Origin of the sequence: Hymenobacter ginkgonis, assembly GCF_009755225.1 — a bacterium.
Classification (GTDB): domain Bacteria; phylum Bacteroidota; class Bacteroidia; order Cytophagales; family Hymenobacteraceae; genus Hymenobacter; species Hymenobacter ginkgonis.
Window position 1 is genome coordinate 809,065 of record NZ_WQKZ01000002.1, and the last position, 24,149, is coordinate 833,213.

14 protein-coding genes are annotated in these 24,149 nt (G+C 63.1%); 10 read left to right on the plus strand and 4 right to left on the minus strand.

What is annotated here, in order from left to right; translation table 11 throughout:
* Positions 1–88: 88 nt before the first annotated feature.
* The 6 genes from GO988_RS09290 to GO988_RS09315 all read left to right on the plus strand — a co-directional run bounded on the left by GO988_RS09290 (position 89) and on the right by GO988_RS09315 (position 8,611).
* Positions 89–709: a DUF4159 domain-containing protein gene (locus tag GO988_RS09290; protein ID WP_157564485.1), complete on the plus strand. Its 621-nt coding sequence runs from the start codon at positions 89–91 to the stop codon at positions 707–709.
* A 124-nt stretch (positions 710–833) separates the two neighbouring features.
* Entirely contained in the window at positions 834–1,811 is a 978-nt protein-coding gene (locus GO988_RS09295; RefSeq protein WP_157564487.1) for an AAA family ATPase, read from the plus strand.
* A 132-nt stretch (positions 1,812–1,943) separates the two neighbouring features.
* Positions 1,944–2,819, plus strand: coding sequence for a DUF58 domain-containing protein (locus GO988_RS09300; RefSeq protein ID WP_157564489.1), 876 nt, complete (start codon positions 1,944–1,946; stop codon positions 2,817–2,819).
* A gap of 156 nt (positions 2,820–2,975) precedes the next feature.
* Positions 2,976–4,526 (plus strand): BatA domain-containing protein, encoded by a 1,551-nt coding sequence (locus GO988_RS09305; RefSeq protein ID WP_157564491.1) that lies wholly within the window; start codon positions 2,976–2,978, stop codon positions 4,524–4,526.
* Positions 4,523–6,790, plus strand: a complete 2,268-nt coding sequence (locus tag GO988_RS09310; protein ID WP_157564493.1) for a DUF4175 family protein — start codon at positions 4,523–4,525, stop codon at positions 6,788–6,790. The genes GO988_RS09305 and GO988_RS09310 overlap by 4 nt, the downstream gene beginning before the upstream one ends.
* Before the next feature lie 30 nt (positions 6,791–6,820).
* A complete protein-coding gene (locus GO988_RS09315; protein WP_157564495.1) occupies positions 6,821–8,611 on the plus strand; it encodes a hypothetical protein in 1,791 nt (596 codons plus the stop codon).
* Positions 8,612–8,710: 99 nt separating this feature from the next.
* On the opposite strand, the gene proS is transcribed toward GO988_RS09315, so the two are convergent.
* Positions 8,711–10,186: a proline--tRNA ligase gene (gene proS / locus GO988_RS09320; protein WP_157564498.1), complete on the minus strand. Its 1,476-nt coding sequence runs from the start codon at positions 10,184–10,186 to the stop codon at positions 8,711–8,713.
* A gap of 259 nt (positions 10,187–10,445) precedes the next feature.
* Between proS and GO988_RS23760 the strand changes: the two genes are divergently transcribed.
* Both GO988_RS23760 and GO988_RS09330 read left to right on the plus strand, forming a co-directional pair.
* Positions 10,446–11,792, plus strand: coding sequence for a hypothetical protein (locus tag GO988_RS23760; protein WP_198172596.1), 1,347 nt, complete (start codon positions 10,446–10,448; stop codon positions 11,790–11,792).
* 112 nt (positions 11,793–11,904) lie between these two features.
* Entirely contained in the window at positions 11,905–13,497 is a 1,593-nt protein-coding gene (locus tag GO988_RS09330; RefSeq protein ID WP_157564500.1) for an OmpP1/FadL family transporter, read from the plus strand.
* Positions 13,498–13,647: 150 nt separating this feature from the next.
* Here GO988_RS09330 and GO988_RS09335 read toward each other — a convergent pair whose 3' ends face one another.
* Positions 13,648–14,694 carry a sensor histidine kinase gene (locus GO988_RS09335; protein ID WP_157564503.1) on the minus strand — a complete coding sequence of 349 codons (1,047 nt, stop codon included), beginning with the start codon at positions 14,692–14,694 and terminating at the stop codon, positions 13,648–13,650.
* Positions 14,695–14,903: 209 nt separating this feature from the next.
* On the opposite strand from GO988_RS09335, the gene GO988_RS09340 reads away from it, so the two are divergent.
* Entirely contained in the window at positions 14,904–15,809 is a 906-nt protein-coding gene (locus GO988_RS09340; protein WP_157564505.1) for a DUF5694 domain-containing protein, read from the plus strand.
* Between the two features lie 131 nt (positions 15,810–15,940).
* Here GO988_RS09340 and GO988_RS09345 read toward each other — a convergent pair whose 3' ends face one another.
* The gene (locus GO988_RS09345) at positions 15,941–19,279 is read right to left on the minus strand and encodes a S41 family peptidase (protein WP_157564508.1); all 3,339 of its coding nucleotides are present in this window, start codon (positions 19,277–19,279) and stop codon (positions 15,941–15,943) included.
* Positions 19,280–19,448: 169 nt separating this feature from the next.
* Positions 19,449–22,505 (minus strand): T9SS-dependent choice-of-anchor J family protein, encoded by a 3,057-nt coding sequence (locus GO988_RS09350; RefSeq protein ID WP_198172598.1) that lies wholly within the window; start codon positions 22,503–22,505, stop codon positions 19,449–19,451.
* Between the two features lie 368 nt (positions 22,506–22,873).
* Here GO988_RS09350 and GO988_RS09355 point away from each other — a divergent pair, with 368 nt between their 5' ends.
* On the plus strand, positions 22,874–24,145 hold the full coding sequence (locus tag GO988_RS09355) for an OmpP1/FadL family transporter (RefSeq protein WP_198172600.1): 1,272 nt from the start codon (positions 22,874–22,876) through the stop codon (positions 24,143–24,145).
* Positions 24,146–24,149: the final 4 nt, after the last annotated feature.

Consider the following 24,149-nt stretch of genomic DNA (forward strand, 5'->3'; position numbering starts at 1 on the left):
GTACCTCCTCATTTAAGCAGCTAGCGCAACGTTTTTGTTTTTTTGATTTCCTTCGGGCTACCCCCTGTAGTTCCGCCAGCCTGCCAGCATGCCTACCCCCTTCACTTTTGTGCGCCTCAGCTACCACTCCGGCGACTGGGATGCCGTGGACGAGCGCATGCCCGCCAACCTGCTGCACTCGTTGGTGCAGTACACCACGGTGCCCATCAACCCCAAGGAAAAGGTGGTGGCCCTCGATAGCGCCGAGCTTTTCAATTACCCCTTTTGCTACCTGAGCGGCCACCGGCTGGTGCAGTTTTCGGCGGCTGAGAAGCAGAATTTCACCCAGTACGTGCGCAACGGCGGCTTCGTGTTTGTAGACGATTGCAACCACGACATCGACGGCCTGTTTGCCCGCTCCTTCGAAGAGCAAATGCGCGTGTGCTTCGGCGCCAGCGCTTTACAAAAAATACCCAAGACGCATCCTATTTACAACCAGTTCTTTAAGTTTAAAGACGGTCCGCCCAACACCGGCTTCGAACTCAATGGCTGGGGCGACGACCTGGTGCACGACTACCTCAAAGGCATCACCATCCAGAACCGCTTGGGTGTGCTGTATTCTAATAAAGACTACGGCTGCGAGTGGGACTATGATTTCCGCAACAAGCGCTTTCTGGCCGAGGACAATACCAAGTTTGGGGTCAATATTCTGCTGTATGCTCTCAGCTAACCATTAAAAAAGAACGTCCTGCTGAGCTTGCCGAAGCATCTTGCTCGCATTGTTAGAATGACACCCGGCTGGCGTGGTAGAGCTGCTTCGGCAAGCTCAGCATGACCGCCTTTTTCTCTGTATAATGACCGAACAAGACGTAAAAACGCTCCTCGCCAAGCTGCCGCCGCTGAAGGCCGAAATCGGCAAAGTCATTGTGGGCCAAGAAGCCGTGCTCGACGAAGTGCTGGTGGCGCTGCTGGCCGGCGGGCACGCCCTGCTCGAAGGCGTGCCCGGCTTGGCCAAAACGCTGCTGGTGCGCACGCTGGCCTCGGCCATCGACTTGCCGTTTCGCCGCATCCAATTCACGCCCGATTTGATGCCGACCGACATCCTCGGCACCGAGGTACTGGAGGAAGACCACGGCACGGGCCATCGCTCGTTCAAGTTCAACCCCGGCCCCATTTTCGCCAGCCTGGTGCTGGCCGATGAGATAAACCGCACGCCGCCCAAAACCCAGGCGGCCCTGCTAGAGGCCATGCAGGAAGGCCACGTTACGTACGCCGGGCAAGAGCACGCGCTGCCCAAGCCGTTCTTCCTGCTGGCCACGCAAAACCCTATTGAGCAGAGCGGTACCTACCCCCTGCCCGAGGCGCAGCTCGACCGCTTTTTGCTGTACGTGCGCATTGGCTACCCCACCGAGCAGGAAGAAATGGCGGTGCTGAGTGGCACCACCGGCACCGCCCGCGCCGAGGTGCGCCCCGTGCTGGGTGGCGACGATATTCGGCAACTCCAGCAACTGGTGCGGCAAGTCAGCCTCAGCCCCGAGCTGCTGAGCTTCGTGAACCGGCTGGTGCGCGCTACCCGCCCCGCCACCTCCGAGGTCAAGTTTATCAAGGACTACGGCCGCTGGGGCGCCGGCCCCCGCGCGGGCCAGGCGCTTATTCTATGTGCCAAAGCGCGGGCGCTGCTGCAAGGCCGCTTCGCCGCCACGCTCGACGACATCAAGGCACTGGCACCACCCGTGCTGCGCCACCGGATATTGCTGAATTTCAACGCTGAAGCTGAGAACCTGACGCCTGATGATGCGGTGCGCGAGCTGCTGAAAGCAGTGGCTGTTTAACTATAAAAAAGCGGTCATGCTGAGCCTGCCGAGGAATCTCGCCCGCGCCGTTTGCGCGGTACTCGTTCAACGGTACGAGCGAGATTCTTCGGCGAACTCGGAATGACTTTCTAGCCGTTTTTTATTTCAAAAATGCTTTCTCCCGAACTCCTATACGCCTTGCGCAACCTACCCCTCGCGGCCAAGCAGGCGGCCGAGGGCTTCTTGGCTGGTGCGCACGCCAGCCGGCGGCACGGCGCGGGCATGGAGTTCAGCCAGTACCGCCCTTACCAGCCCGGCGACGACCTGCGCCGCCTCGACTGGCGCCTGGCTGCCCGCTCGGACCGCTACTACCTGCGCGAGTCGGAGGTAGATACCAGCCTCACGGTGAATCTTTTGCTCGACGCCAGCGCCAGCATGAACCACCGCGACGACAACGGCCTCAGCAAGCTCGACTATGCCAAGCTGATGCTGGCTGCGCTGGCCTACCTGGCGCAGAAGCAGGGCGACGCCGTGGGCCTGAGCGTTCTCAGTCCCAGGGGCTTGCAGCACCTGCCGGCCCGCGACGATACTCGCCAGCTGCCGCGCCTCTACTACACCCTCGAAGCCACCGAAGCTACCGGCACGTTTCCGGAGGCTACTACGCTGGCGCCGCTTATTGCCCGCCGCCAGCGCGCCCTTACCGTGTGCGTGAGCGACTTATACGAAGCCGATGGGGAGATAAACCGCTTGCTGGCCCGCTTGCGCGCCGTGAGCGGCGACGTGTTGCTCCTGCACCTGGCAGCTGGCAATGAGTTGAATTTTAGCTACAAAGGCCCCATCACCTTCCGCGACCTCGAAACTGGCCAAACCCTGCAAGTAGATGCCGACCAGCAGCGCCCCGCCTACCAGCAGCACTTGCAGCAGTGGCTGCGCGACACCGCCCAGCAGGCCCGCCAGCAGGGCCTCGACTACCACTTGCTTAGTACCGCCGAGCCGCTGGATGGGGCCATGCGCGAGTTTTTGCGACGACGACAGGCGATGGGGTAGGAGGGGGGTAGGCCAGCCGTCAGGGCGAGGCGGAACGACACGGCAATAGTCCCTTTAATAGCAGTGCGTAAGAGCAGATGAAAAGGCAGGATTGCCGCGCCATTCTGCCTCGCCTCGCCAGACGCTTTCCAGTTCATCATTCATTAGTACCGCCGCTTGCTTACCCTCACCAATCCTTCTGCGCTGCTTGCCTTGCTGGGCCTGTTGGTGCCGCTGGCCATTCACCTCTGGAACCGCCGGCCGGGGCGCGAGGTGGCGGTGGGCAGCTTGCGCTGGCTAGCCGCCGGGGCGAACCGCCGCCTGCGCAATCTGCGTCTCGAACAAGTGCTAGTGCTGTTGCTGCGGGCCGCGCTTCTGGCCGTGCTAGCCCTGGCGATAGCCGGCCCAGCGTGGCGGCAGGCGCAGCCTGCTAGCCGCGGGCAGGTGCTAGTAAGCCCCGCCCTGGTAGGGACGGGCTCGCTGGCGGCCGTGCGCAGCACCATCGACTCGCTGCGCCGCCAGGGCTACGGGCTGCGGTGGCTGGCGGCGGGTTTTCCGGCCGTCGCGCCGGCCGACTGGCGCGCCGATTCGGCTGGTAAGAGCACGTATAATGCTGCCGCGGCGGCGACTACTACTTGGTATTGGAGCCGGGTGCAGCAAGCCAGCGCCACCTTCGCGGGCCAGCCGTTGTATGTGTTGACGCCCGCCACGCTCGCGGGTTTTGGCGGCACGCACCCGGCGCTAACCGGCCCCCTCACCTGGCAAGCCCTACCCACCCGCCACCCCGAAACGTGGCTGCACAGCGCCACGGCCGCGGCCGACAGCCTGCACCTGCTCGTAGGCCGCTCCGACGAGGCCACGCTCACTTTCCAACGGGTAAGCGTGAAGCAGCCTACCCCAGGCACCACCTTGCAAGTGAATAATTTAGCGCCCCTGGGCTACAACGCGACCGGGATGCCTAGCCTCCAGCCATTGCCTGCCAATGGCCAGCCAGCAGTGCCCGTGCTGCCAGTGGCGCTGCGGGTGTGGGTGGTGGCGCCGGGCGGAACGGCGGCCGATGCCCGCTACCTCCGGGCGGCGTTGCGTGCAGCGGCAGTTGGGCTACCGGCTCGGCTAGACCTCACGGTGGCTCCTACCCCCCCCGATACTACTACCCGGCCCGACTGGCTTTTTTGGCTCAGCGAGGCGCCGGTACCGGCCGTTTGGCGCGCGCAAGTGCGCCGGGGTCTGCACCTGTGGCAGCAGGCCACCGGCCCTGGCCGGGCGGATACGACCACGCTGGTAGCGCCCGAGGCGGCGGCTCCGCTGGGCATTTGGCAGCGAGCGAGCCAGCCGCGCGCCGGTGGCCAGCCCCTGTGGACGGACAGCCGCGGCCGCGCCGTACTGACCCAACAACGCCTGGGCGCGGGTGCTACTTACTACTTGGCTACCCGCCTGCACCCGGCTTGGAGTGCGCTGCCCGCCAGTCCGGCGCTGCCGGCGTTGCTGCTGAGTTTACTGGCTCCCACGCCTACGGCCGCCAGCCTGGCCCCGCACGACCAACGCCGCTTCGACGCGGCGCAGCTGCCCGCACCGCCGGTGCGGGCAGCGGTAATTAGTGGGCGCGCGCCGGGCGGTTTTCGGCTGCTCGACCTGCGGCCCTGGCTCGTGCTAGCTGCCGGGCTCTTATTTGCCCTCGAACGCTGGCTGGCCCAGCGGCGGGCGGCACTTCCCCCTTCCTTGGCATGACGCACCCCGTAGCTTTTCGCGAAGAAACCGACCTGCCTACCGCCCGGCAACTCCTGCGGGGGGTAGGGCGCAGCTACCTGCAGCGGCGAGTAGCGGCAGTGCTGCTGCCCACACTGGCGGCGGGCCTGCTGCTGGTCTTGCTGGCGCGGTACTGGCCTGCCGCCAGCCCTGGGCTGGCGCTGGCCTGCATGGCGGTGGTAGGAGTAGCACTGTGGCAGCTGTGGCCCTTACGGCGACTGACTGCGGCGGCTGTCGCGCGGCGGCTCGACCGGCAGTTTGCCGAGCTGGAAGACAGTACGGGCCTGCTTTTGCCCTCGGCCTCGGCGCCTAATCTATTGGCCCAGCTACAGCAGCAGCGGGTAGCCGCGCGCTTAGGCCACTTGCACGCTGCCAGCGGTTTGCAGTTGCCTGTATCTTTTAAAAATTCTTTGTGGCTAAGCGCTTTGCTTTTGGCAGGTGCCGGAATGCTTGCGGCGTTGCCGCCAAGGGCCGCCCCGGTGGTAGCCGGCGTGCCAGTGCGTTTTTCTCCCGCAAACCCCGCCGTCAAACCCACGGCCCTACCCCCCGCCCGGCTCGATAGGGTGCAGCTAGTTGTGGTGCCGCCAGCTTACACCCGTTTGGCAGCCTTCACCCCAACGGGTGCTTCGTTTAGCTGCCCGCTGGGGGCGCAAGTGCGCTGGCGGGTGCACGCCAGCCGCGTGGTGGCGCCAGCGCCGGTGCTCGAAATAGGCGGGCGGCGTGTGGCACTGGCGCCGGTGGCCGGCCAGCCGGGCGAGTTTGCAACCGAACAAACCCTGGCAGCTTCTACGCTCTACCGGCTGCGCTACGCCGGCCAGGTTTCCGACGACTATGCCATTGAGGTGCGCCCCGACCAATTGCCCACGGTACGCATTCAGACGCCTAAAGCCTATACCCTTATTGCGGCCGTCGGCACCCGGCCCGAGGTGCCCATCCGCGCTTCGCTGCACGACGACTACGGCCTGCGGAGTGCCGAACTAGTCATCACGGTGGCCCAGGGCGAGGGCGAAGCCGTGAAGTTTCACGAAGTGCGGCGCAACCTCAGCGCGGGCCTTGGCAGCCAGCCGCCGCAAATCGAAGTAGTCAGCCTACTCAATTTGCCCAAGCTCGGCCTAACCTACGGCGATGAGCTGTACTTCTACATTCGGGCCGTGGACAACCACGGCCAGCTAGCGCGCTCCGACGCCTTCTTGGTGCAGTGGCAAGACACGGCCGCGGCCACCAGCGCCCTCGATATGGGCATGGGGGTGAATACCGCGCCGGCGTATTTTCGCAGTGAGCGCCAGATAATTATCGACACGGAGAAGCTATTGGCTGAGAAGGCTAAACTCACCACCGCCGAGTTCACCAACCGGTGCAACGCGTTGGGCTTCGACCAACAGTCGCTGCGCCTGCGCTACGGCAAGTTTTTGGGCGAAGAAGCGGAAAAAGGCCTTGGCACTACCGCCGGCCCGCCAACCGCCGACGACGCCCTTCCCACCGCCGAGGACGCTACCGCCCCCGCACCGGCCCACAACGAGCCCAGCGGCGACCACGACCATGACCACGCGGCCCCACCCGCCCGCAACGCCTCGCCCACGGCCGAAACCGATGCGCTAATGGACCCTTACATGCACAAGCACGACGACGCCGAAACCGCCGACTTCCTGGAGCCTGCCGTGAAGGTTAAGCTCCACGCCGTGCTCGACGAAATGTGGGCCGCCGAGCTGCGCCTGCGCACCAACCAGCCCGCCGCCGCCCGGCCCTTCGAGTACCGCGCCCTGCGCTTGCTGAAGGAAGTGCAGCAGCAAACCCGCGCCTACGTGCGCAAAGCCGGTTTTGTGCAGCCCCCGCTGCCCGAGGCTACCGTGCGCCTCACCGGTGAGCTGAAAGGGGCTGCCGCCCCGCACGTGCAAGAAAACCGGCCCGCACCGCCCGCCCAGCCAGCCGTGCGCGCCGCCCTGCGCTGGCTAGCCGCCACCCAAGCCGGCCAGCCCGGCCGCGCCGCCGATGCTGCCCAACTAGAGCCTGCCGGTACTGCCCTGGCGCAGTTGGCTTTGCAAAAACCGGGAGCCTACCTGCCCGCGCTGCGCGCCCTGCGCCAACTCGCCGCCGATGCGCGCGCCGGCCGCCAGCCCTGCGCCAGTTGCCTGTCCACTGCCCAGCGTGCCCTCACCGACCTGCTGCCCGCGCCTACCCCCACCGCTGCCCCCGCGCCTACCCCCGACCGGCTAGCCCGCCGCTACTTCGAAGCGCTGGGCCAGTAGCCGGCGCCGCTCGTTTTGCTTTGTTTGTAGATGTCTGATAGCCTGCTTTTTTGCGTATTTCTGACTGGCAGCCTGCTGCTGGGAGCCGGGCTACTAGTAGCGGCCTGGCGCCGGCCCGACCAGCGCCGCCGGGGGCTGCGGCTGCTAGCCAGCGTAGCCGCGCCGCTCGCGCTTTGGCTAACCGCCTACCCCCCCTCGCGGTCAGTGCCCGCTGCCCGCGCCGAGGCCATTGTGCTCACGCCCGGCTACTCACCCGATTCGCTGCGCCAGCTGCGCCGCCGACTGGGCATCGGCACGCCGGTATGGAGCTACCAGGTGGCCGCCCCAGCCGGGGCCAAAGTGCTGCCCGCCCTGCTCAGCTTGGCCGAGCAGCGCCCCGCCTTGCGGCGCGTGCACCTGCTGGGCCAGGGCGTACCCGCCGCCGACCTGCCGGCGCTGGGCCAGGTAGCGGTAGTGGCCCACGCCGGCCCCGCGCCCTTCGGCTTTCGCGACGCTGCTTGGGCTAAGCAAGTGGCTTTGGGGCAATACTTTACTCTGGAAGGGGCCGTAGCCCTACCCCCCGGTGCCGCGCCGGGCTGGGTAAGCCTGCACGCAGCGGGCGCGGGGCGCGATTCGGTGCGGGTGCCGGCGGGCGGCGGGCCTTTTCGGCTGCGCTACCAGCCGCGGGCAGCTGGGTTGACCATTTACCAGTTGCAGCTGCGCCAAGCCGGGCGCGTGGTAGCCACCGAGCCAGTACCGCTAGCGGTAATGCCCGTGCGCCAGCCAGCCGTGCTGCTGCTGGCTTCGGTGCCGTCGTTTGAGTTTAAGTTCTTAAAAAACAGCCTGGCCGCCACCGGCCGGGCTGTGGGCGCGCGCACCACCGTAAGCCGTGGCTTGGTGCAAACGGAGTTTCTAAACCAGCCCACGCAGGCGCTCGACCACCTCACGCCACCCCTCCTCAGCCGCTACGCCGTAGTGGTGGCCGATGCCGCCAGCCTCGCTGCCCTACCCCCCGCTGAGGGGCAGACCCTGCGCCAAGCTGTGCAGCAGGGCCGCCTCGGGCTAGTACTCCTCGCCGACCCTACCCCCCTGCCGGCTGCCTTGCCCGGCCGGGCGAGCTTCGTGGTTCAGCCCTTGCCAGTGGTGGGCGCCACGCCGCAACCACTGGCCTGGCCCGATGCGCCGGTGCCCGTGCGGGCCCTGCTGCCGGCCCACCTGCGGGCAAGCGCCGAGTTGCAGCCGCTCATCACGGGGCCTGGGGCCGCCGTGGTGGCGGCTGGGCGGCGCTTTGGGCTGGGCACGGTAGTCGTGTCGGTGGTGCCCGAAACCTTCCGGTGGTCGCTCCAAGGGCAGGCGGCGGCCTACACCTCTTTCTGGAGCCAACTGCTCACGGCGGCCACGCCGCCCCCAGCGGCTACCGCCACTTGGCAGGTGCTAGCGCCCTGGCCCCGGCCGGGTGTGCCGCTAGCTTTGCGGTTGGCTGGGGGGCCGGCAGCGGTGCTCCCAACCGTGCGCCCACTGGCGGGGGGCGCGGCCGTGCAGCTGCCCCTAGCCCAAGACCCCCGCCTGCCCGAATGGCGCACGGCGCAGTACTGGCCGGCCACCGCGGGCTGGCACCAAGTGCAGGGCCCAGGCGCAGTTACGCACAGTTTCTACGTGTTTGAGCCTGCCAACTGGCGCGGCCCCGAACTGACCGAACGCACCCAGGCGCTGGCCGCCCGCCCTACCCCCCTACTGGGCGTTGGGGGCCGCGCCGCCGTGCGGCAGCCGTGGCCAGCGGGCTGGTTTTTTGGGCTGTTTTTGCTGGCGGCGGGCTTCTTGTGGCTGGAAGAAAAACTGTAGGCTGCTGTCAAGGAGTGGTTTAACAGTATGCCAAAAAGAACGTCATGCTGCGCAGGCGCAGCATGACGTTCTTTTTGGCATTTTCTGGAGCTAGCTAGACTAATACGCCCGCGCAAACCAAGCGCGGCGCGTGCTGGGCCGGCCGGTTACAATGCAGATGCCGTCCTCGTCGGGCTCGTTGAGGGGGATGCAGCGCACGGTGGCTTTGGTTTGCTCCTTGATAAGCTCTTCGGTTTCGGAAGTGCCATCGTAGTGGGCCACCACGAAGCCGCCGGGGCCGTCGAGCACCGCCTTAAACTCGTCGTAGGTTTCGACGCGGGTGGTGTGGCTATCGCGGTAGGCGCGGGCCTTGGTATAGATGTTCAGCTGAATGTCGTTCAGTAGTTTGTCTACGCTGTCAACCACCTCGGCCAGGGGCAGCTGGAGCTTTTCCTTGGTGTCGCGGCGGGCCGCTTCGACGGTGCCAGCGTCGAGGTCGCGGGCGCCAATGGCCAGGCGCACGGGCACGCCCTTCATCTCCCACTCGGCAAATTTGAAACCAGGACGTTCGGTGTCGCGGCTGTCGATTTTCACCGAAATGCCGCGCTGCACCAATCCCTGCTGAATGGGCCGAATGCGCTCCAACAACGCGTCCAGTTCGCCGGTCTTATAAATCGGAATAATGACCACCTGGATGGGCGCCAATTTGGGGGGTAGCACCAAGCCTTCGTCGTCGGAGTGAGCCATCACAAGCGCGCCCATCAGGCGGGTGCTCACGCCCCAGCTGGTGCCCCACACGTGTTCGAGGCCGCCTTCTTTATTGGCAAACTGCACGTCGAAAGCCTTGGCAAAATTCTGGCCCAGGAAGTGGCTGGTGCCAGCTTGCAGCGCCTTGCCATCCTGCATCATCGCCTCAATGCAGTAAGTGTCTTCGGCGCCAGCAAAGCGCTCGTTGGGGGTCTTCACGCCCTTCACCACGGGCACGGCCATGTGCTCCTCGGCAAACTCGGCGTACACGTCGAGCATCTGGCGGGTTTCGGCCACGGCCTCGGTGGCGGTGGCGTGGGCGGTGTGCCCTTCCTGCCACAAAAACTCGGCGGTGCGCAAGAACAAGCGCGTGCGCATTTCCCAGCGTACTACGTTGGCCCACTGGTTGATAAGCAGCGGCAAATCGCGGTAGCTCTGAATCCAATTCTTATACGTGCTCCAAATAATGGCCTCCGAAGTGGGGCGCACGATGAGTTCCTCCTCCAGCTTGGCGTTGGGGTCTACGCGCAGTTTGCCGGGCCGGTCGGGGTCGGTTTGGAGGCGGTAGTGCGTAACAACGGCGCACTCTTTGGCGAAGCCTTCCGCGTTTTTTTCTTCGGCTTCAAATAAGCTTTTGGGCACGAAGAGCGGGAAATACGCATTCTCGTGGCCGGTGCGCTTAAACATGTCGTCGAGCTGGCGCTGCATTTTCTCCCAAATGGCGTAGCCGTAGGGCTTAATAACCATGCAGCCGCGCACGGCGGAGTTTTCGGCGAGGCCGGCGCGCTTCACCAATTCGTTGTACCAGGCCGAATAATCTTCCTGGCGGGTAGGCAACTTTTTGCTCATGATTGCATCTAAAAACCAGTCGGTCGGCCTTACCTGTGGGCCGGTCGAATCTGGTATAAGTTTTGTGTCAGTAACTTTATCCGAAAGGCACCGTTTTGCGGCGAAATTACGTTATAGTAGTGCGTCGGCGCGGCAGCCTAGAGGTAGTTAATCTTTTTTAGTCTGAGCTTTTGAGTTCAGACTTCACCTAGCCTGCATTCGCAACGACTTTATTTTACTTATTCATTCAGCAACCCGCTGATTTTTCGATTTTTCACTCATGAGAAACCTGCTCAATGCCACCTTACCGGCTTTGGCTCTGCTCGCTTTGGGCGGGTGCGCTACCTCCGGGGCGCTGACCTCTACCACGGAGACGGACGGCGTTTATTATTCGTCGAAGGACCGCACCACTGCTAACAGCCCGTATAGCAACGTGACGGGCGCCGCGGGCTCTGGCTACGCCACGGCCCCGGCCAGCACCGATGCTCCCGCGGCCGACAATGCTAACCCCGATTACCAGGGGGGTAGTACGCAGCAAGCTACCGCCAACGGCACCGATTATTATGACAACAGCTACACATCAGGTTCTTACAATGCGAGTGGTTTCGGCCAGCCGTATTCCGGGCCGGGTGTAAGCTCGTACAATTACTCCCCTTCGTGGTCGGTGTCGCCCTCGTTCTACGGTTCGCCCTTTGGCTACGGCGCTGGCTTGAGCTTGGCGTATGGCTACTCGCCCTTTAGCTACGGCTACGGTGGCTTTGGAGGGTACCCTTACTATGGTGGCTTCTACGATCCCTTCTTCTCGCCCTTTGGGTACGGGTACGGCTCGGGCTTAAGCCTGGGGCTAGGGTTTGGCTACGGTTTTGGGGGCTTCGGCTACCCTTACGGCTACGGCTACTCGCCGTTCTACGGCGGCTATGGTGGCTACGGCCTGGGTTATTATGGCGGCGGCTATGGCCGGCCTGGCTACGCCACAGAAGGAGTTGGCAACAACGCCTTGTATAGCGGCAACCGCAACAGCCGTGGTGGTTCTATTATGAACGGTGCCCGGCCCGCCGGCATCGCCAACGGCGTTGATGCTGGTAATGGCCGCCGCGCCAACACGGGCACGTACGTGCCTAGTGGTGGCCTTGTGGCATCCCCCAACACGGCTACGTATGCGCCTGGTACTACCGTGGCGCCAACCCGCCGCGATGGTGGTGCCGGTGGTAACATAGTGGGCCAGCCTACTTACTCCACGCCCGGTGGCGGTGGCCAGGTAAACGCTACCGGCCAGCCGCAGAACGCAACCAATGGCCGCCGTGGCGGCTTCTTTAGCGGCTTCTTCGGCAATGGCACTCCTGCCGGAGGCAACGGTGCTACCAATGCCAACAACGGCGCCTACCCCGCCGGTGCCAACCAAGGCCAGATGCAGCGGCGCAGCAGCTATAGCCAGCAAGCCCAAAACAACGGTTTTGCCCAGCCGCAGCAGCGCACATATAGCCAGCCTCAGCAGCGTACCTACAGCGAGCCCAGCTTCAACCAGTCGCAGCGCTCATTTGGCGGGGGCAACTTCGGTGGCGGCGGTGGCGGTAGCTTCGGCGGCGGTGGAGGTGGTGGCGGCGGTGGCCGTCGCGGCGGCCGCTAGGCCTGCCAACCCAGCGGGCCCTACCCCCACTGGGGGCTAGTACCTCGCTCAGCTTGATTTAACCCGAGCCGGTCCCTCGGACCGGCTCTTTTTTGCCCAATTCTTTTTCTGTATGAAGCATACTTTTATGGGCCTGGCTACGTTGCTAGGCGGTTTTTTGGGCCTTAGCTACTCGGCACAAGCACAGGGCAACCGCATTGACGATGCCCTTCTATTTTCGCGCCTGGGGCCCAGCGGCACGGCCCGCACCTTGGGCATTGGGGGGGCCAACGTGGCTTTGGGCGGCGACTTTGGCAGCCTGAGCTTAAACCCGGCCGGACTGGGATTTTTCACGAAATCGGAAGTAAGCTTTACACCGGGCTTGGGCTTCGGCACGGCCAAATCGACGCCCCAGGGCAACCTAGCGGCGACGGGCAGCCTGGGTTCTATGAACGAAACGGCCAACAGCTTCCACGTGGCGAGCGTGGGTGTGGTGTTTGCCAACCGGCGGCCCGACAACGACAATACCAGCGACTGGCGCGGCGGCTCGTTTGCGCTCGGCTTCACGCGGTTGGCCGACTTCAACCAGGGCTTTGCCTACACCAACCAGACCGACGACAACCACTCGTTCTTCCAGTTTTTGCGCGAGCCAGGCGGGTACGTTAGCCCTAGCAGCGCGGGCTACCGTAGTGCCTTGCAAAATATTCGCACCCAAGATAATAGCGGTAATTATTACGACTTGGATGGCCTGGCTTACGGCAACTTCCTGACGACCATTGGCAAGACAAAGGGTGGCCTCGACTCGCTGGGCACGCCCTCGCGCGTGGGGCCCATTACGCAGCGCGAGCAGGTGATGACAAAGGGCTCGCTGTCGCAGTTTGACCTGGGCTACGGGGGCAACTACCGCGATAAGCTCTACGTGGGTTTCGGCATTGGCATCGTGTCTTTAAACCGCACCCGCACTAGCACGTTCAGCGAAAGCTCGAATGGCGGCGAAGACTTCAACTACCAAGATTACTTGAAAACAACCGGCACCGGCGTTAACGCCCGCCTGGGCCTGATTTACCGGGCGGCCGACGCGGTGCGCTTCGGGGCTTCCATTCAAACGCCAACTTACATTCGCCTTACCGACGAGTACAGCACGACGCTCACCTCGCAGTACGCCCCTGCCAACTTGTCGAACGTGCTCACGACGGTGCCCAGCACCGACGAGTACAGCATCACGACGCCCTTCCGGGCCAATGGGGGGGTAGCAGTGCTGCTGAGCAAGTACGGTTTCTTGACCGGCGACATTGAGTATGTAGGCTATTCGCAGGCGCGCTTCCACACCGTGGATGCCAGCCAGGGCCTCGACTTTACGGATACCAACCAGGCGCTGAGCACGGGCTACAAAAACACGGTGAACCTGCGCGTGGGCGCCGAAGGGCGCTTCGATATTTTCCGGGCGCGGCTCGGCTACGCGCGCTACGGCAGCCCCTACGCCGGCGACTCGCCATTCAACCGCGACCAGAATTATTACACCGCTGGCCTAGGCTTGCGCACCAAAAGCTTCTTCGTAGATGCAGCCGGTGTGTACTTGTCTTACAAGGACCGCTATTCGCCCTACACCTTGGCTAGCAATGAGGTGGGCAATAAGCCAACCAACTATGTGCAGCGGGCTTCCCCAGTTGTTGCTATCACCCAAGACCGTTTCACGTTCAGCCTCACGGGCGGCTTGATTTTCTAGTTTCCCGCTTACGCGCCGCGCAGTGCGCAAGCTGCTTGCTGGCGCTAACGACCTACCCTACCCCTTGTCACTTTCTGCATCGGAAAGGGCTGGGGGTAGGGTAGGTCGTTTACGGGAATAGGAACGCTCAAGAAAAAGCGTGCGGGCAGCTCAAAAATGCAACTCTAGCTGGGTGTGGTAGGTCTGGCCATCGTTGTGCACGCTCAGGGTGTGGCGGCCGGGGTAAAGCAGCGCCAGCCGCCGCCCAATGTTGGGTAGGCCTACGCCGGTGGTAGCATCCTTCTGGTGCTGGCTGATGCGGTTGCTGACGCTAAAGGTCAGCTGATTGGGCGTGGGTAGGGCTAGCTCGATGGCTACGGGGTGTGCGGCTTGGGTGAGCACGCCGTGCTTAAGCGCGTTCTCCACAAACGGGATGAGCAGCAGCGTAGCTACCCGCTGCCCGCCTACGGGCACGCCCGTTTGCCGGAAGTTGACGAAGAATTTTTCCTCAAAGCGCAGGCGGTGCAAAGCCAAATAGTTGTCGAGGTACTCAACTTCCTTGCTAAGTTCTACCTGGCCGTCGGGGCTGTCGTGCAGCAGGTAGCGCATGAGGTCGGAGAGGCGCAGCACAGCCTCGGCTAGCGGCTCCGACACGGGGTAGGCCGTGGCGTAGAGGTAGTTGAGGGTATTATACAAAAAATGCGGGTTAATCTGGGTGCGCAGGAAGGCCAGCTCGGCCTGGGTTTTCTCTTGCTCCAGCACCTGCAAGAGTAGCTGGTTTTCGCGTTCCTTTTCGCGCACAAAGGCATCGCGCACCAGCACGGCCGCCCCGGCCAGCACAATAGTGGGGGGTAGGTAATAGGCGTTGTCTATCAAATAGTAGCTTAGCGTGGTACCGGGATAGTAGTTGTGAAAACCAAAAAAGAAGGGCAGCAGCACTTCTTGCAGCAGGTAGCGGCTGCCAGCAAACACGAGTGGCGTGCCTAGCAGCCCCAGCACCAGCAGCGGCCACTGCCGCAGCCCCCGCGGAAACACGAAGACATAGCAGTAGTAAAATAGGCTCATGGTGGCGAGCCCGAAGGTGAATTGCAGCAGCAGTTCCTTGCCCAGGCTAAGCTTCGGATTGGGCTTGGCCGTGAGTATATGAAACACCAGGTCGTAGCCGATAATCAGTGCCCAGCACAGGGCTTGGTAAAGAATAATACGCGAGCGATTCATGCCTTAAAAGTACCGAGGGGGGTAGGGCAGGCCCCAAAATTTTATCCCAACTCGGGCCTGCCCGCCGCCAACGCCGCGGGGGATAGGACAACTTTGGGCCGGGGGTAGGCGGCGGGGTTGGTATAACAGTTGGGCCGGTTGGGATAATAAAATTTTCGCCGCCGAACCTGCCAAACACCTTTGCGACATCACTCCCAACCTTCGTTGTTATGTCGTTTTTTGCTTGTTTCCGCGCCCTGCTGGCCCTTGGGCTACTTGCTGCTACCCGCCCCGCTGCCGCCCAGGCGCCGGCCGTGCCGGCCACCAAAATCAAGGTGTACTTGGTGGGTACGTTTCACTTTAATGCTTCGGCCACCGACGTTATCAAGGGTACCAAAGTGGATATGAGCACCCCTGACAAACAGCGCGAGCTAGACGAACTCGTGAGCAAGCTGCAAAAAACGCAGGCTGATAAGGTATTGGTGGAGTGGATGCCGCGCCTGCGCCAGCGCTTTGTGGATAGCACTTATGCGCTTTACCGCCAAGGCCAGCGCCCGGTAGGCAACCCGCGCGACAACAACAACGAAGTGGTGCAACTGGGCTATCGGCTAGCCAACAAGCTGAACCGCAACCGCGTGTACTGCGCCGACGCCGACGGCGAATTTGACTACCCCACCGCGCAGCAATACGCCAAAACCCACCACCAGGAAGGCGCCCTGACCAACCGCTACTCCGAGACCCAGCTGCCCGACAGCATGGGCCGCCTCTTGGCAGCGCGTATCAAAGCCATTCGGGCTACGCAGGCGCCTGCCATTAAGTACGCCGGCGAGCGCTTGCTAGTGCAGTTTCAGCGCATGAATACGGAGCCTACCACCCTCAGCAGCATGGACGGCTACCTGCTGGACCAGGCCCGCGTGGGCGGCGGCGAAGAGTATCCCGGCGCTGACCTGGCCGGCGAATTCTTCAAGCGCAACGTGCGCATTTACAGTAACTTGCTGCGTACCGTAGATGTGCAGCACGACAAGGCTATTGTGCTCATTATCGGGCAGGGCCACATCGCCTTTTTGAAGTCTATTTTGAAGTACAATTCTTTGTTTGAAGTAGCCGATGTGCTGCCGCTGCTAGAGGCGAAGTAGGCCGTTGGCCCTAACTCAAAAGAACGTCATGCTAACGAAGCAGCGCGCTCGGGGTAATAATTAAGATTACTCCGAGCGCGCTGCTTCGTTAGCATGACGTTCGGTAGGAAGGCTTCGGAAGTAATTTGGCTTTACTTGCCCATCTCGCCCAGCAGCTCTTTCACGGCCGTGTCGAGCTGCACGTCGTGGCTGGTGTAGCTCTCGCCGATGGGCCGAATCACGGGCACATCCACGGGGCGGGGGTTCATTTCCATCACTTTGCCATCGCGGGTCGAGCGGATGGTACTGGTGGGCAGGCGCAGCGTCGAGCCGTCGAGCAGGGCCGTGCCGGAAGTGAAAATAATCCAGCCGCCGGTGGGCTCGCCCACAATCTTGCCAAGCTTGGAGGCGCGGTAACCTTCGCTAAAATCTTCGGCATCAGACAGCGAGTGCTGGTTGGTGACGAGCACCGTGGGCAGCTCCAGGCTGCGCTGGCCGAGGGCGCTGCGGGCGGGCACGGGGGTAGGCGTGCCGCGGTCGGCCATGGTGAGGTAGCTGCGGCGTGCCAGCACGTCGATGGCGTACACGTTCACGAAGCCGCCGTTGTTGTTGCGCACGTCTACTACCACGCCGTCGCGGGTCATGTTTTCGGCGTCGAGGTCGAGGTACAGCTGGGATAAAGAGGCCGCCGACATGTCGAACATGTGCACGTAGCCGAGGCGGCCGCCGCTGGCTTTGGCCACGTAGGCACGGCGCTCCTCCACCCACTGGCGGTAGTCGAGGGCTTTTTCGGTGTCGCGGCTGAGAGGACGCACCACCACTTCGCGGTCCTTGCTGTCGCTAGCCACGCGCAGCGTAGTGCGCCTACCCACCTTGTATTGCAGCAGCTCGTCGAGGTTGGTGGCGCCGTTAATCGGGTGGCCATCTACGGCCAGCAGCACGTCGCCGGGCTTGAGGCCGGCCAGCGCTCCCGCGCCCAGCGGCAGCACGCTGATGACGCGCAGGCGGCCGTTTTGCTCGTACTCGGCGGGGTCGAAGCGCACGCCCAAGCGGCCGGTCGAGGCCACTACCGTGCCGTTGGCGGCGGGGGCCGGGCCCATGCCCGAGTGCGAGGCGTTGAGCTCGCCAATCATGAGGTTGGTGAGGCGGCGGGCCTCGTCGGGGGTGCGGGCGCCGGCGATGTAGGGCGCAAATTTGGCGTGCTGCGCTGGCCAGTCGGCACCGTTGAAAGTGGCATCGTTGAAGAAGTCGCGCAGGTAGCTCCAGGCTTCGTCGAAGACCACCATTTTCTCCTGCTCAAAGTCCACATCCATCTCAGCAGCCACGGCCACAGCGCGCGGCGTGCCCTTACCGGCCTCCACCGGCACCACCTGGATGCGGCCTTGGTCGAGGAAATACACCTCCTTGCTATCGGGCGAAAACTGCGCTTCGCGCTTGGCGCCCGCCGTGGACGTCAGCTGCCGGGCCGTGGCGGGCTCCTTGCTCAGCTCATCGAGCGGGTAAATGTAGAGGTTGGTTTGATTGAGCACACTGCCCGTGAGCAGCAGCCACTTGCCATCGGGGCTGATGGTTTGGGCGCGCACGTCGATGCCCACCGGCACCAGGCTCAGCCGCCGCCGAATGTCCTCAAAGTTGATGGTGACCGGTGGTTTGGGTGGGGTAGGGCTAGCGGCCGTGGCAGCGCCTTTGTTGCCCTTTTTGCCTTTGGAAGTAGCGCGGTTTTTAGCCCGCACCGAGTCGGCAGCCGCTACGGGCAGGGCGGCCGGCGTGGCGGGGGTAGGGGCCTTTTGAGGCGGCGCCTGGTTTTTATCGGGCGAGATAGGGCCGGGCGTCGTTTCCTTAAACAAGTCGCGGAACTGGTCTTCGCGGAAGCGCGGCGTGCGCAGCTGAAAATCGATGCGCGCCACCTGGGCATCCTCGGTGCGCTGGCCGGTGTCGAAGAGCAAGTACTTGCCATCGGGGCTCCACGAGAGCGTGTTGCTGTTGGAGTTGGCCAAAAAACTCACCGACCGCGCCACGCCGCCCGCCGCGGGCACTACCTGCACATTGGTAAAACCCCGCGAGCCCGTGGGCGCAAACGCCAGCCAGCGCCCATCGGGCGCCCACACAAACGAGCGCTCGGCCGCCAGCGGCGGCCGGTCGAAGCGGCCGGTGCCCACCACGCGCTCCTGGCCGCTGGCCAAGTCGAGGATGCGCAACTCCTTGGCGTCGCGCTCAAAAGCCAGCAGCTTGCCATCGGGCGAGAAGCGTGGTGAAGCGTCGTTGGTGGCCGCGTTGGTGAGGCGCGTTTCCTTGCCCGTCGCAAACGTGTAGCTGTATAAGTGCCGCGCGCCATCGCGGGCCGAGGCGTAGATGAGCCGGCGGCTGTCGGGCGCCCACGTGAGGTCGGTTTCGGCGGCGGTCGTCACGGAGAGGCGGGTAGCGTCGCCGCCATCGGCCGCCGAAGCCGCAAACACTTCGCCGTGCACAATGAAGGCCACCTTTTTGCCATCGGGCGAAAGCGCCAGTTCCTGTAGGCGGTCGGTGAAGCGCTGGCGCTCCACGCTGGGGCTGGCCGGCGCCCCGCGCCGCCGAATGGGCACCTGGCGCGTTTGGCCATTCTGGGTGTCGAGGGTCCAGATGGTGAAGTCGCGCTCAAACACGATGAGCTTGCCATCGTACGAAGCGCTGGGCCACAGCACCCTACCCTCCTTAAAATTGGTGACCTGCTGGGGCGCGGCTTTGTCGAGGCCGGTGGTCCAAATATTCTCGGGCCCACCCTGGTCGCTGGTGAAAAACAGCTTTTGGCCCCCTACCCCCCACATGGGCCACAAGGCCTTGCTGCCGCCGCTGGTGAGGCCGGTGTAGGTGGGGCCGGTTTTGCCGTCTTGGCGCAGCCATATTTCGGACTCGTCGAGGTGGCTGTGGCCGTGGCGCCACCACTGGTTGGAGGCGATGCCGCGGGCGGCGAAGGCCAGCGTGCGGCCATTGGGACTGGGCGCGGCGAAGAATTCGTTGGCGTAGCGGTCAGCCGTAACGGCCGTGGGCGTGCCGCCGCCCACCGGCACGCGGTAGATGTCGTTCATGCCCGCGATGTCGCGGCTGGTAGATGAGTAGTAGAGGTATTTGCCATCGGCCGACCAGGCGTCGAGCTGGTCCAGCCCGTCGTCGAAGGTCAGGCGCTTCAGCTCGCCCGACTCAAAAGTGAGCAAATAGATGTCGCCGTTGCCGCTGCGCGTGGATACGAAGGCCAGCGACTTGCCATCGGGCGCGTACAGCGGGCGGCTTTCGGTGGCGGGGTGGGCCACTAGCAGCCGGGCCTCGCCGCCGGCCACGGGCACCGTCCAGATATCGCCGCCCGACACGAAGGCGATTTCCTGGCGGTCGGGCGATACACTGGGCTCGGCGAAGGAGGGTAGGGCAGTGGGCGGGGCGGCCAGCGCCACGGCGGGGAGCAGGGCAGCCAGTAGCCCGGCCAGGCACCAAGGCGAGTAGTTGTTTTCAGTAGGCATGAGGTGGATAAAAGTCTAGCAGTAACACAAGGTAGAGGCGTCTAGCCAACTGTTGCAAGTTGCTGAGCGAGGCTAGGCTGGTAGCCGCCTGCCAGGCCGCGCAACTGCCAAAAAAAAGCTCCGTCCAACCTGGACGGAGCTTTTAATAAACTAACTTACAACGAAGTGCTTATTGCTTCTCGAAGCGGTCGGTGTACGTCTGCTGGGTGCCCACCACCCGAATGAGGTAGAGGCCACTGCTGAGGCCAGCCACGCGCTGGTTGAGCTGCTGGTTGAGCTGCTCGACCGAGCCGGTGCCGCGGAGCACCAGGCGGCCATCCACGGTGTGCACGTCCAGGGTCAGGTTCGCGCCGGTTTCGGGCACTTCGAAGCGCACCGCGTTGGTTACTGGGTTGGGGTAGAGACCCAGCGAAGCAGTGCGTGCCGTTTTGGTAGCCAACACGTTGGCGAACGAGTAGCGCGTGAAGATGGGGTAGTGGTCGGAGGTCGTGCTGGCGTAGTTGGCAATGAGGGCCGCTGCATCGGTGCGCACGCTGGCCGTGCCATTGATGTAGTACTGCGCCATGTTCTTGTTGGCAATCACGTTGTCGATGACCGTGGGGTAGCTAGCCGTCGAGCGGAGGCCGGCCTGGGCCAGCGGCAACGAAATGGGCACGTAGTTGGCATCGTTGAGGAACACGCTGTACGACGACACGGCCGGCGTTACGCCCGTGGCGATGGTGCCGTTCAGCACGTCGTTGTAGTCGCCTACAATCAGCGTGTTGCCGTTGGCGTAGCTCGTGTCGAGCAGGTTCTTCAGCAGCGTGGCACCGGTGGCGCGGCGGGCGTAGTCATCAGCCGAAGTAGCTGTGGAGTTCGCTTTGGCGTGAATCACGATGAAGTTGACGCGTTTGGTTACGCCATCCAGCGTCACATCGGCGCTCATCAGATACGGGAAGCGGCCCGAAGCCCAGGGCCGGAAAGCCGGGCAGTTGTCGGCTTCCGAGCAACGCAGCAGACCCAGGAACGCCGGGTTTTTCACCATGTCGGTGCGGTAGATAAACGTTAGCTTCTGGGCGCTAACGTAGTCGGCCACGTCCTGCGGGTTGTCGGCATACGAGCCGTACTGCGAAATCTTGTAGGCGTAGGGCACGCCGAGGTTGGTCGAGAGCTGGGCTACCACGGCCTTCAGGCGCACGGTATCTACTACTTCTTCCAGGGCGTACACGTCGGCCTTCAGGAAGGTAAGTACCGTGGTGGCGTTGGTCTTCTGAAGGTCTTTGTTGGTCGGGCCCAGGGTTGGGTCAGGCGAGCCAAACCACTCCATGTTCCAGTTTACCACCTCCAGGGTTTTGGCCGGGTCGTAGGTGTCGCCGGCTACTGCTACCGTAGTGCTGGCCGCCGCGCCGGGGGTAGTAGCCGTGATGGTGCCCGTGATGGACGTGCTGGCCTGCGTGGGGCGGAAGCGTACGGTTACGGTTTTGGCCGTGCCATTGGCTTCGGCGCGCGTTAGGGTGAGGGTGCTGGCGAAGGTGGTGCCGTCTTTCGACAACGTGAAAGCCGCGTTCGACGAGGTGAGGGTGATGTCGCCGGTCAGGTCGTTGGCCGACACGCTCAGCGTGCGGTCGCCGTTGGTGTTAATGGCTTGGTAGCCAAAGGCCACCTGCTTCACGTTGGCGAAGAGGGTAGGGGCTGGCGGCGTAGCCGAGTTGGTAAGGCTGATGTCGTCCAGGGTCCAGCGCGCGGCTTCCGACGTGCTCGAGGTGTACACAAACGCCAGGTATACCTTGGTGCCTTTGTAGGCGGCCAGGTTGAAATTGGGCGATTCCGTCCAGATATCAGAGCCGTTTTCGGGGAAGCGTACGTTCAGGTCCGTCCAAGTAGCTGCGCTGGGGGCACCGCTGCCGCTGTAGTTGGTCGATACGCGCAGCTTCAGGCCAGGGCCGCTGAAAGCCGTGCGGCTCCAGAACGAAAACAGGGGGTAGGTGTACGTGCTCAGGTTGAAGCCAGGCGAGATAAACCAGTCTTCGTTCTCGATGTTGCCACCTGAGTAGCCGTTTATCTGCACCCCGTTGGGGGCGGCAGCAGTGCCGGTCGGCGCAGCGGGGTCGCGGCCGAAAGTGGTGCAGCCCCAGGTTTGGGGGCCGGTTACGCTGTATTGCAGCCAGCCATCGGAGAGCCCGTTGGTGCAAGTATTGAAGTTGAACGTCGTCTGGGTAGGGTCAACGCCGGTGCCGGTGAGGGCCAGCACAGCGCTCGCCGCGCCCGCGCTGGTGTGCGTGATGCTACCCGTAGCCGTGCCGCTCGCCGTGGGCGAAAACTTAACGTACAGCGTCTTGGCAGCGCTCAGTTCGGCGGTCGTCAACGTGAGGGTGGTGCTGAAGGCAGTATTGTCTTTCGACACTGTGAAGGGCCCGGTGGCCGTTACAGTCACGTCGCCCGTCAGCTGCGTACCCGTCAGCGAGTACGTTTGGGCGGCTGACGTAGTGCTGATATTCTGGCCCCCAAACACCAGCGCCGAAGTAGAAAGCGCCAGCGAAGTGGTAGGCGCTACCGCGCCCCAGCTCAGCGAGAAGTCATCGACGGCCATGCCATCGTCCGAGCCGGCCGCGTTGAAATCGTTCCAGCGAATCCACACCGTAGCGCCCACCGGAATGGTTACCCCCGTGAGCGTACCCGTAATGGTAGCCGTCTGAATTGGCGTGCTCACGCCTCCGGTTACCGCCGTAGTTACGGGCGTGTTCGAGTAGTCGAGGGCCGTGGCATCTACCCAAGTGCCGGTGCTCAGCGAAGTAGCATCGAGGCTGTATTGAAAGCTCAGCTTATCGGCGCGCGTAGTGCCGCCAATGCGCCACGTTTCGCCGGTGTAGGCGATGCGTGGGTTGGGCAGGGCAGCGCCCGTGCTGTTGGTGAAGGCTGCCCCAATGGTGGCCGTCAGGCTGCCGCTAAGCAGTGTGCCTAGGGCGCGGTCGGTATCGTTGGTGGCGCCGTAGCTGTAGGTATTGCCGCCGTTGGCCGCGCCATTGTCGGCGGCGTACAGGTTATCGGCCAGGGCGCTGGTGCCCGTTTCTACAAAATCCCAACCCGCGGGAAGCGTCGTCTTGGCATTCGTGGTGCCCGTGGTGGCCAGTACGTCAAAATTTTGGCGGTAGGGGCTCGTTGTTAGCGCGGCCGGCGTCACCTGGGCCTGCGCGGTCGCGCAGCACAAGCTACTGGCAAATCCCAAGAAGAGGAGTCGTTTTATCATGCGTAGTAAGGAAGGAGGATTCAATAGTACAAAATTACCACCGGGGGGTAGTCTCAAAGTTAAGCGAATGTTTTCAAATGCAGTGGTACGCAGGCAATTGGCTCCGCAACAACTGCTATAGTTCAGTAAGGCAGTGCGTAAGGGCCGCAAAAAGAAAAAGTTGGTGCCGTGAGCCTTGGCAAGGAGGTATTCTTGCAAGCGAGGTTGCAAGGCCGCTTGGCAAGAGGCTAGTAATTTTATTTCCATCGTTTCACCCCTACCCCCCGCTTCAGCTAAAACCCGGCTGAGATAGTCGGCATGCCTACTGTTTATTCGGTAAAATGGCGGTACATTTAACCCCAAGAATCACTCCCACTCACTTTCATCATATGCAAGTCAAATCTTTACTCCTCGCGGGAGGGGCATTGTTGGCGGCCTCGTCGGGGGCCTATGCCAGCGGTTTCCAGGTGGGCCTGACCGGCCAAAAAAACGTTGGCATGGGCGGCACCGGTACCGGACTCTACCTCGACCAGGCTTCTCAGTTCTACAACCCTGGCGCGTTTGCTTTTGCACCTACTGGTTTTCAAGTGGGGGGTAACATGGCTATTCCGCGCATCTCTTTCCGCCCCGATGGGGCCGACCAGGGCCAGCGCACCTTGCAGAATAAGAACGTGTTTCCCTTCAGCGGTTTCGTCGGCTTCGGGCCCAAAGAGGGCAAGTGGCGCCTGGGCTTGGGCGCCTACACACCCTTTGGTAGCGAACTACACTATGCCCAGGGTTGGGAAGGCCGCTATAGCCTCACCGACATCAACTTGCGTTCGGTATTTGTGCAGGCTACGGCGGCCTACGCCATCACGCCGCAGCTGAGCGTGGGCGCAGGCCTAGTTATGCTAGCCTACGGCGATGTGGACTTGCAGCGCGATGTGCCTATCCAGGCGCAGGGCAGCGCAGCCCCGCTGCACGCGCAGCTAACGGGCAAAGCCGACCACAAACTCGGCTACAACCTGGGCGTGATGTTTAAACCCAGCGACAAACTGAGCGTGGGCATCAGCTACCGCTCGGCCATTGATGCGCACGTGAGCAGCGGCGACGTGACGCTGACCAACCGCCCGGCCTCGCTAGCCAGCAGCTTCTCGGCCACGCAGTTCGACGTGACCCTACCCCTACCCGACGTGTATAGCGTGGGTCTGGGCATCCGGCCCAGCGACAAATTGCTGCTGGCTTTCGACGCCAACCTCGTGGGTTGGAGCCGCTACCAGAACCTGCAATTCACTTACAACGGCAACCTCGGTGGCGCGGGCGTTACCTCGTCTTCGTCGAAGCGCGAGTACCAAGATGCCCTGGCCTTCCGGGTGGGCGCGCAGTATAAAGTAACCGATAAATTCACGCTGCGGGCCGGCACTTTCTACGACTTTAGCTGCGTGCGCGACGGTTTCGTGACGCCCGAAACGCCTGATGCCGACCGCATTGGCGCCACCGCTGGCTTCACCTACGAGATTGGCTCGCGCTTCGGCATCGATGGCTCGTTCCTGTTCGAAGACTTCCGCAAGCGCAGCCAGACCCAGGACGACCTCATCAGCAACGGCACCACCGACCGCGTGGCCGGCACTTACAAGACGACCATCAGCGTGCCCGGCGTAGGGCTGTACGTGAAATTCTAATCCT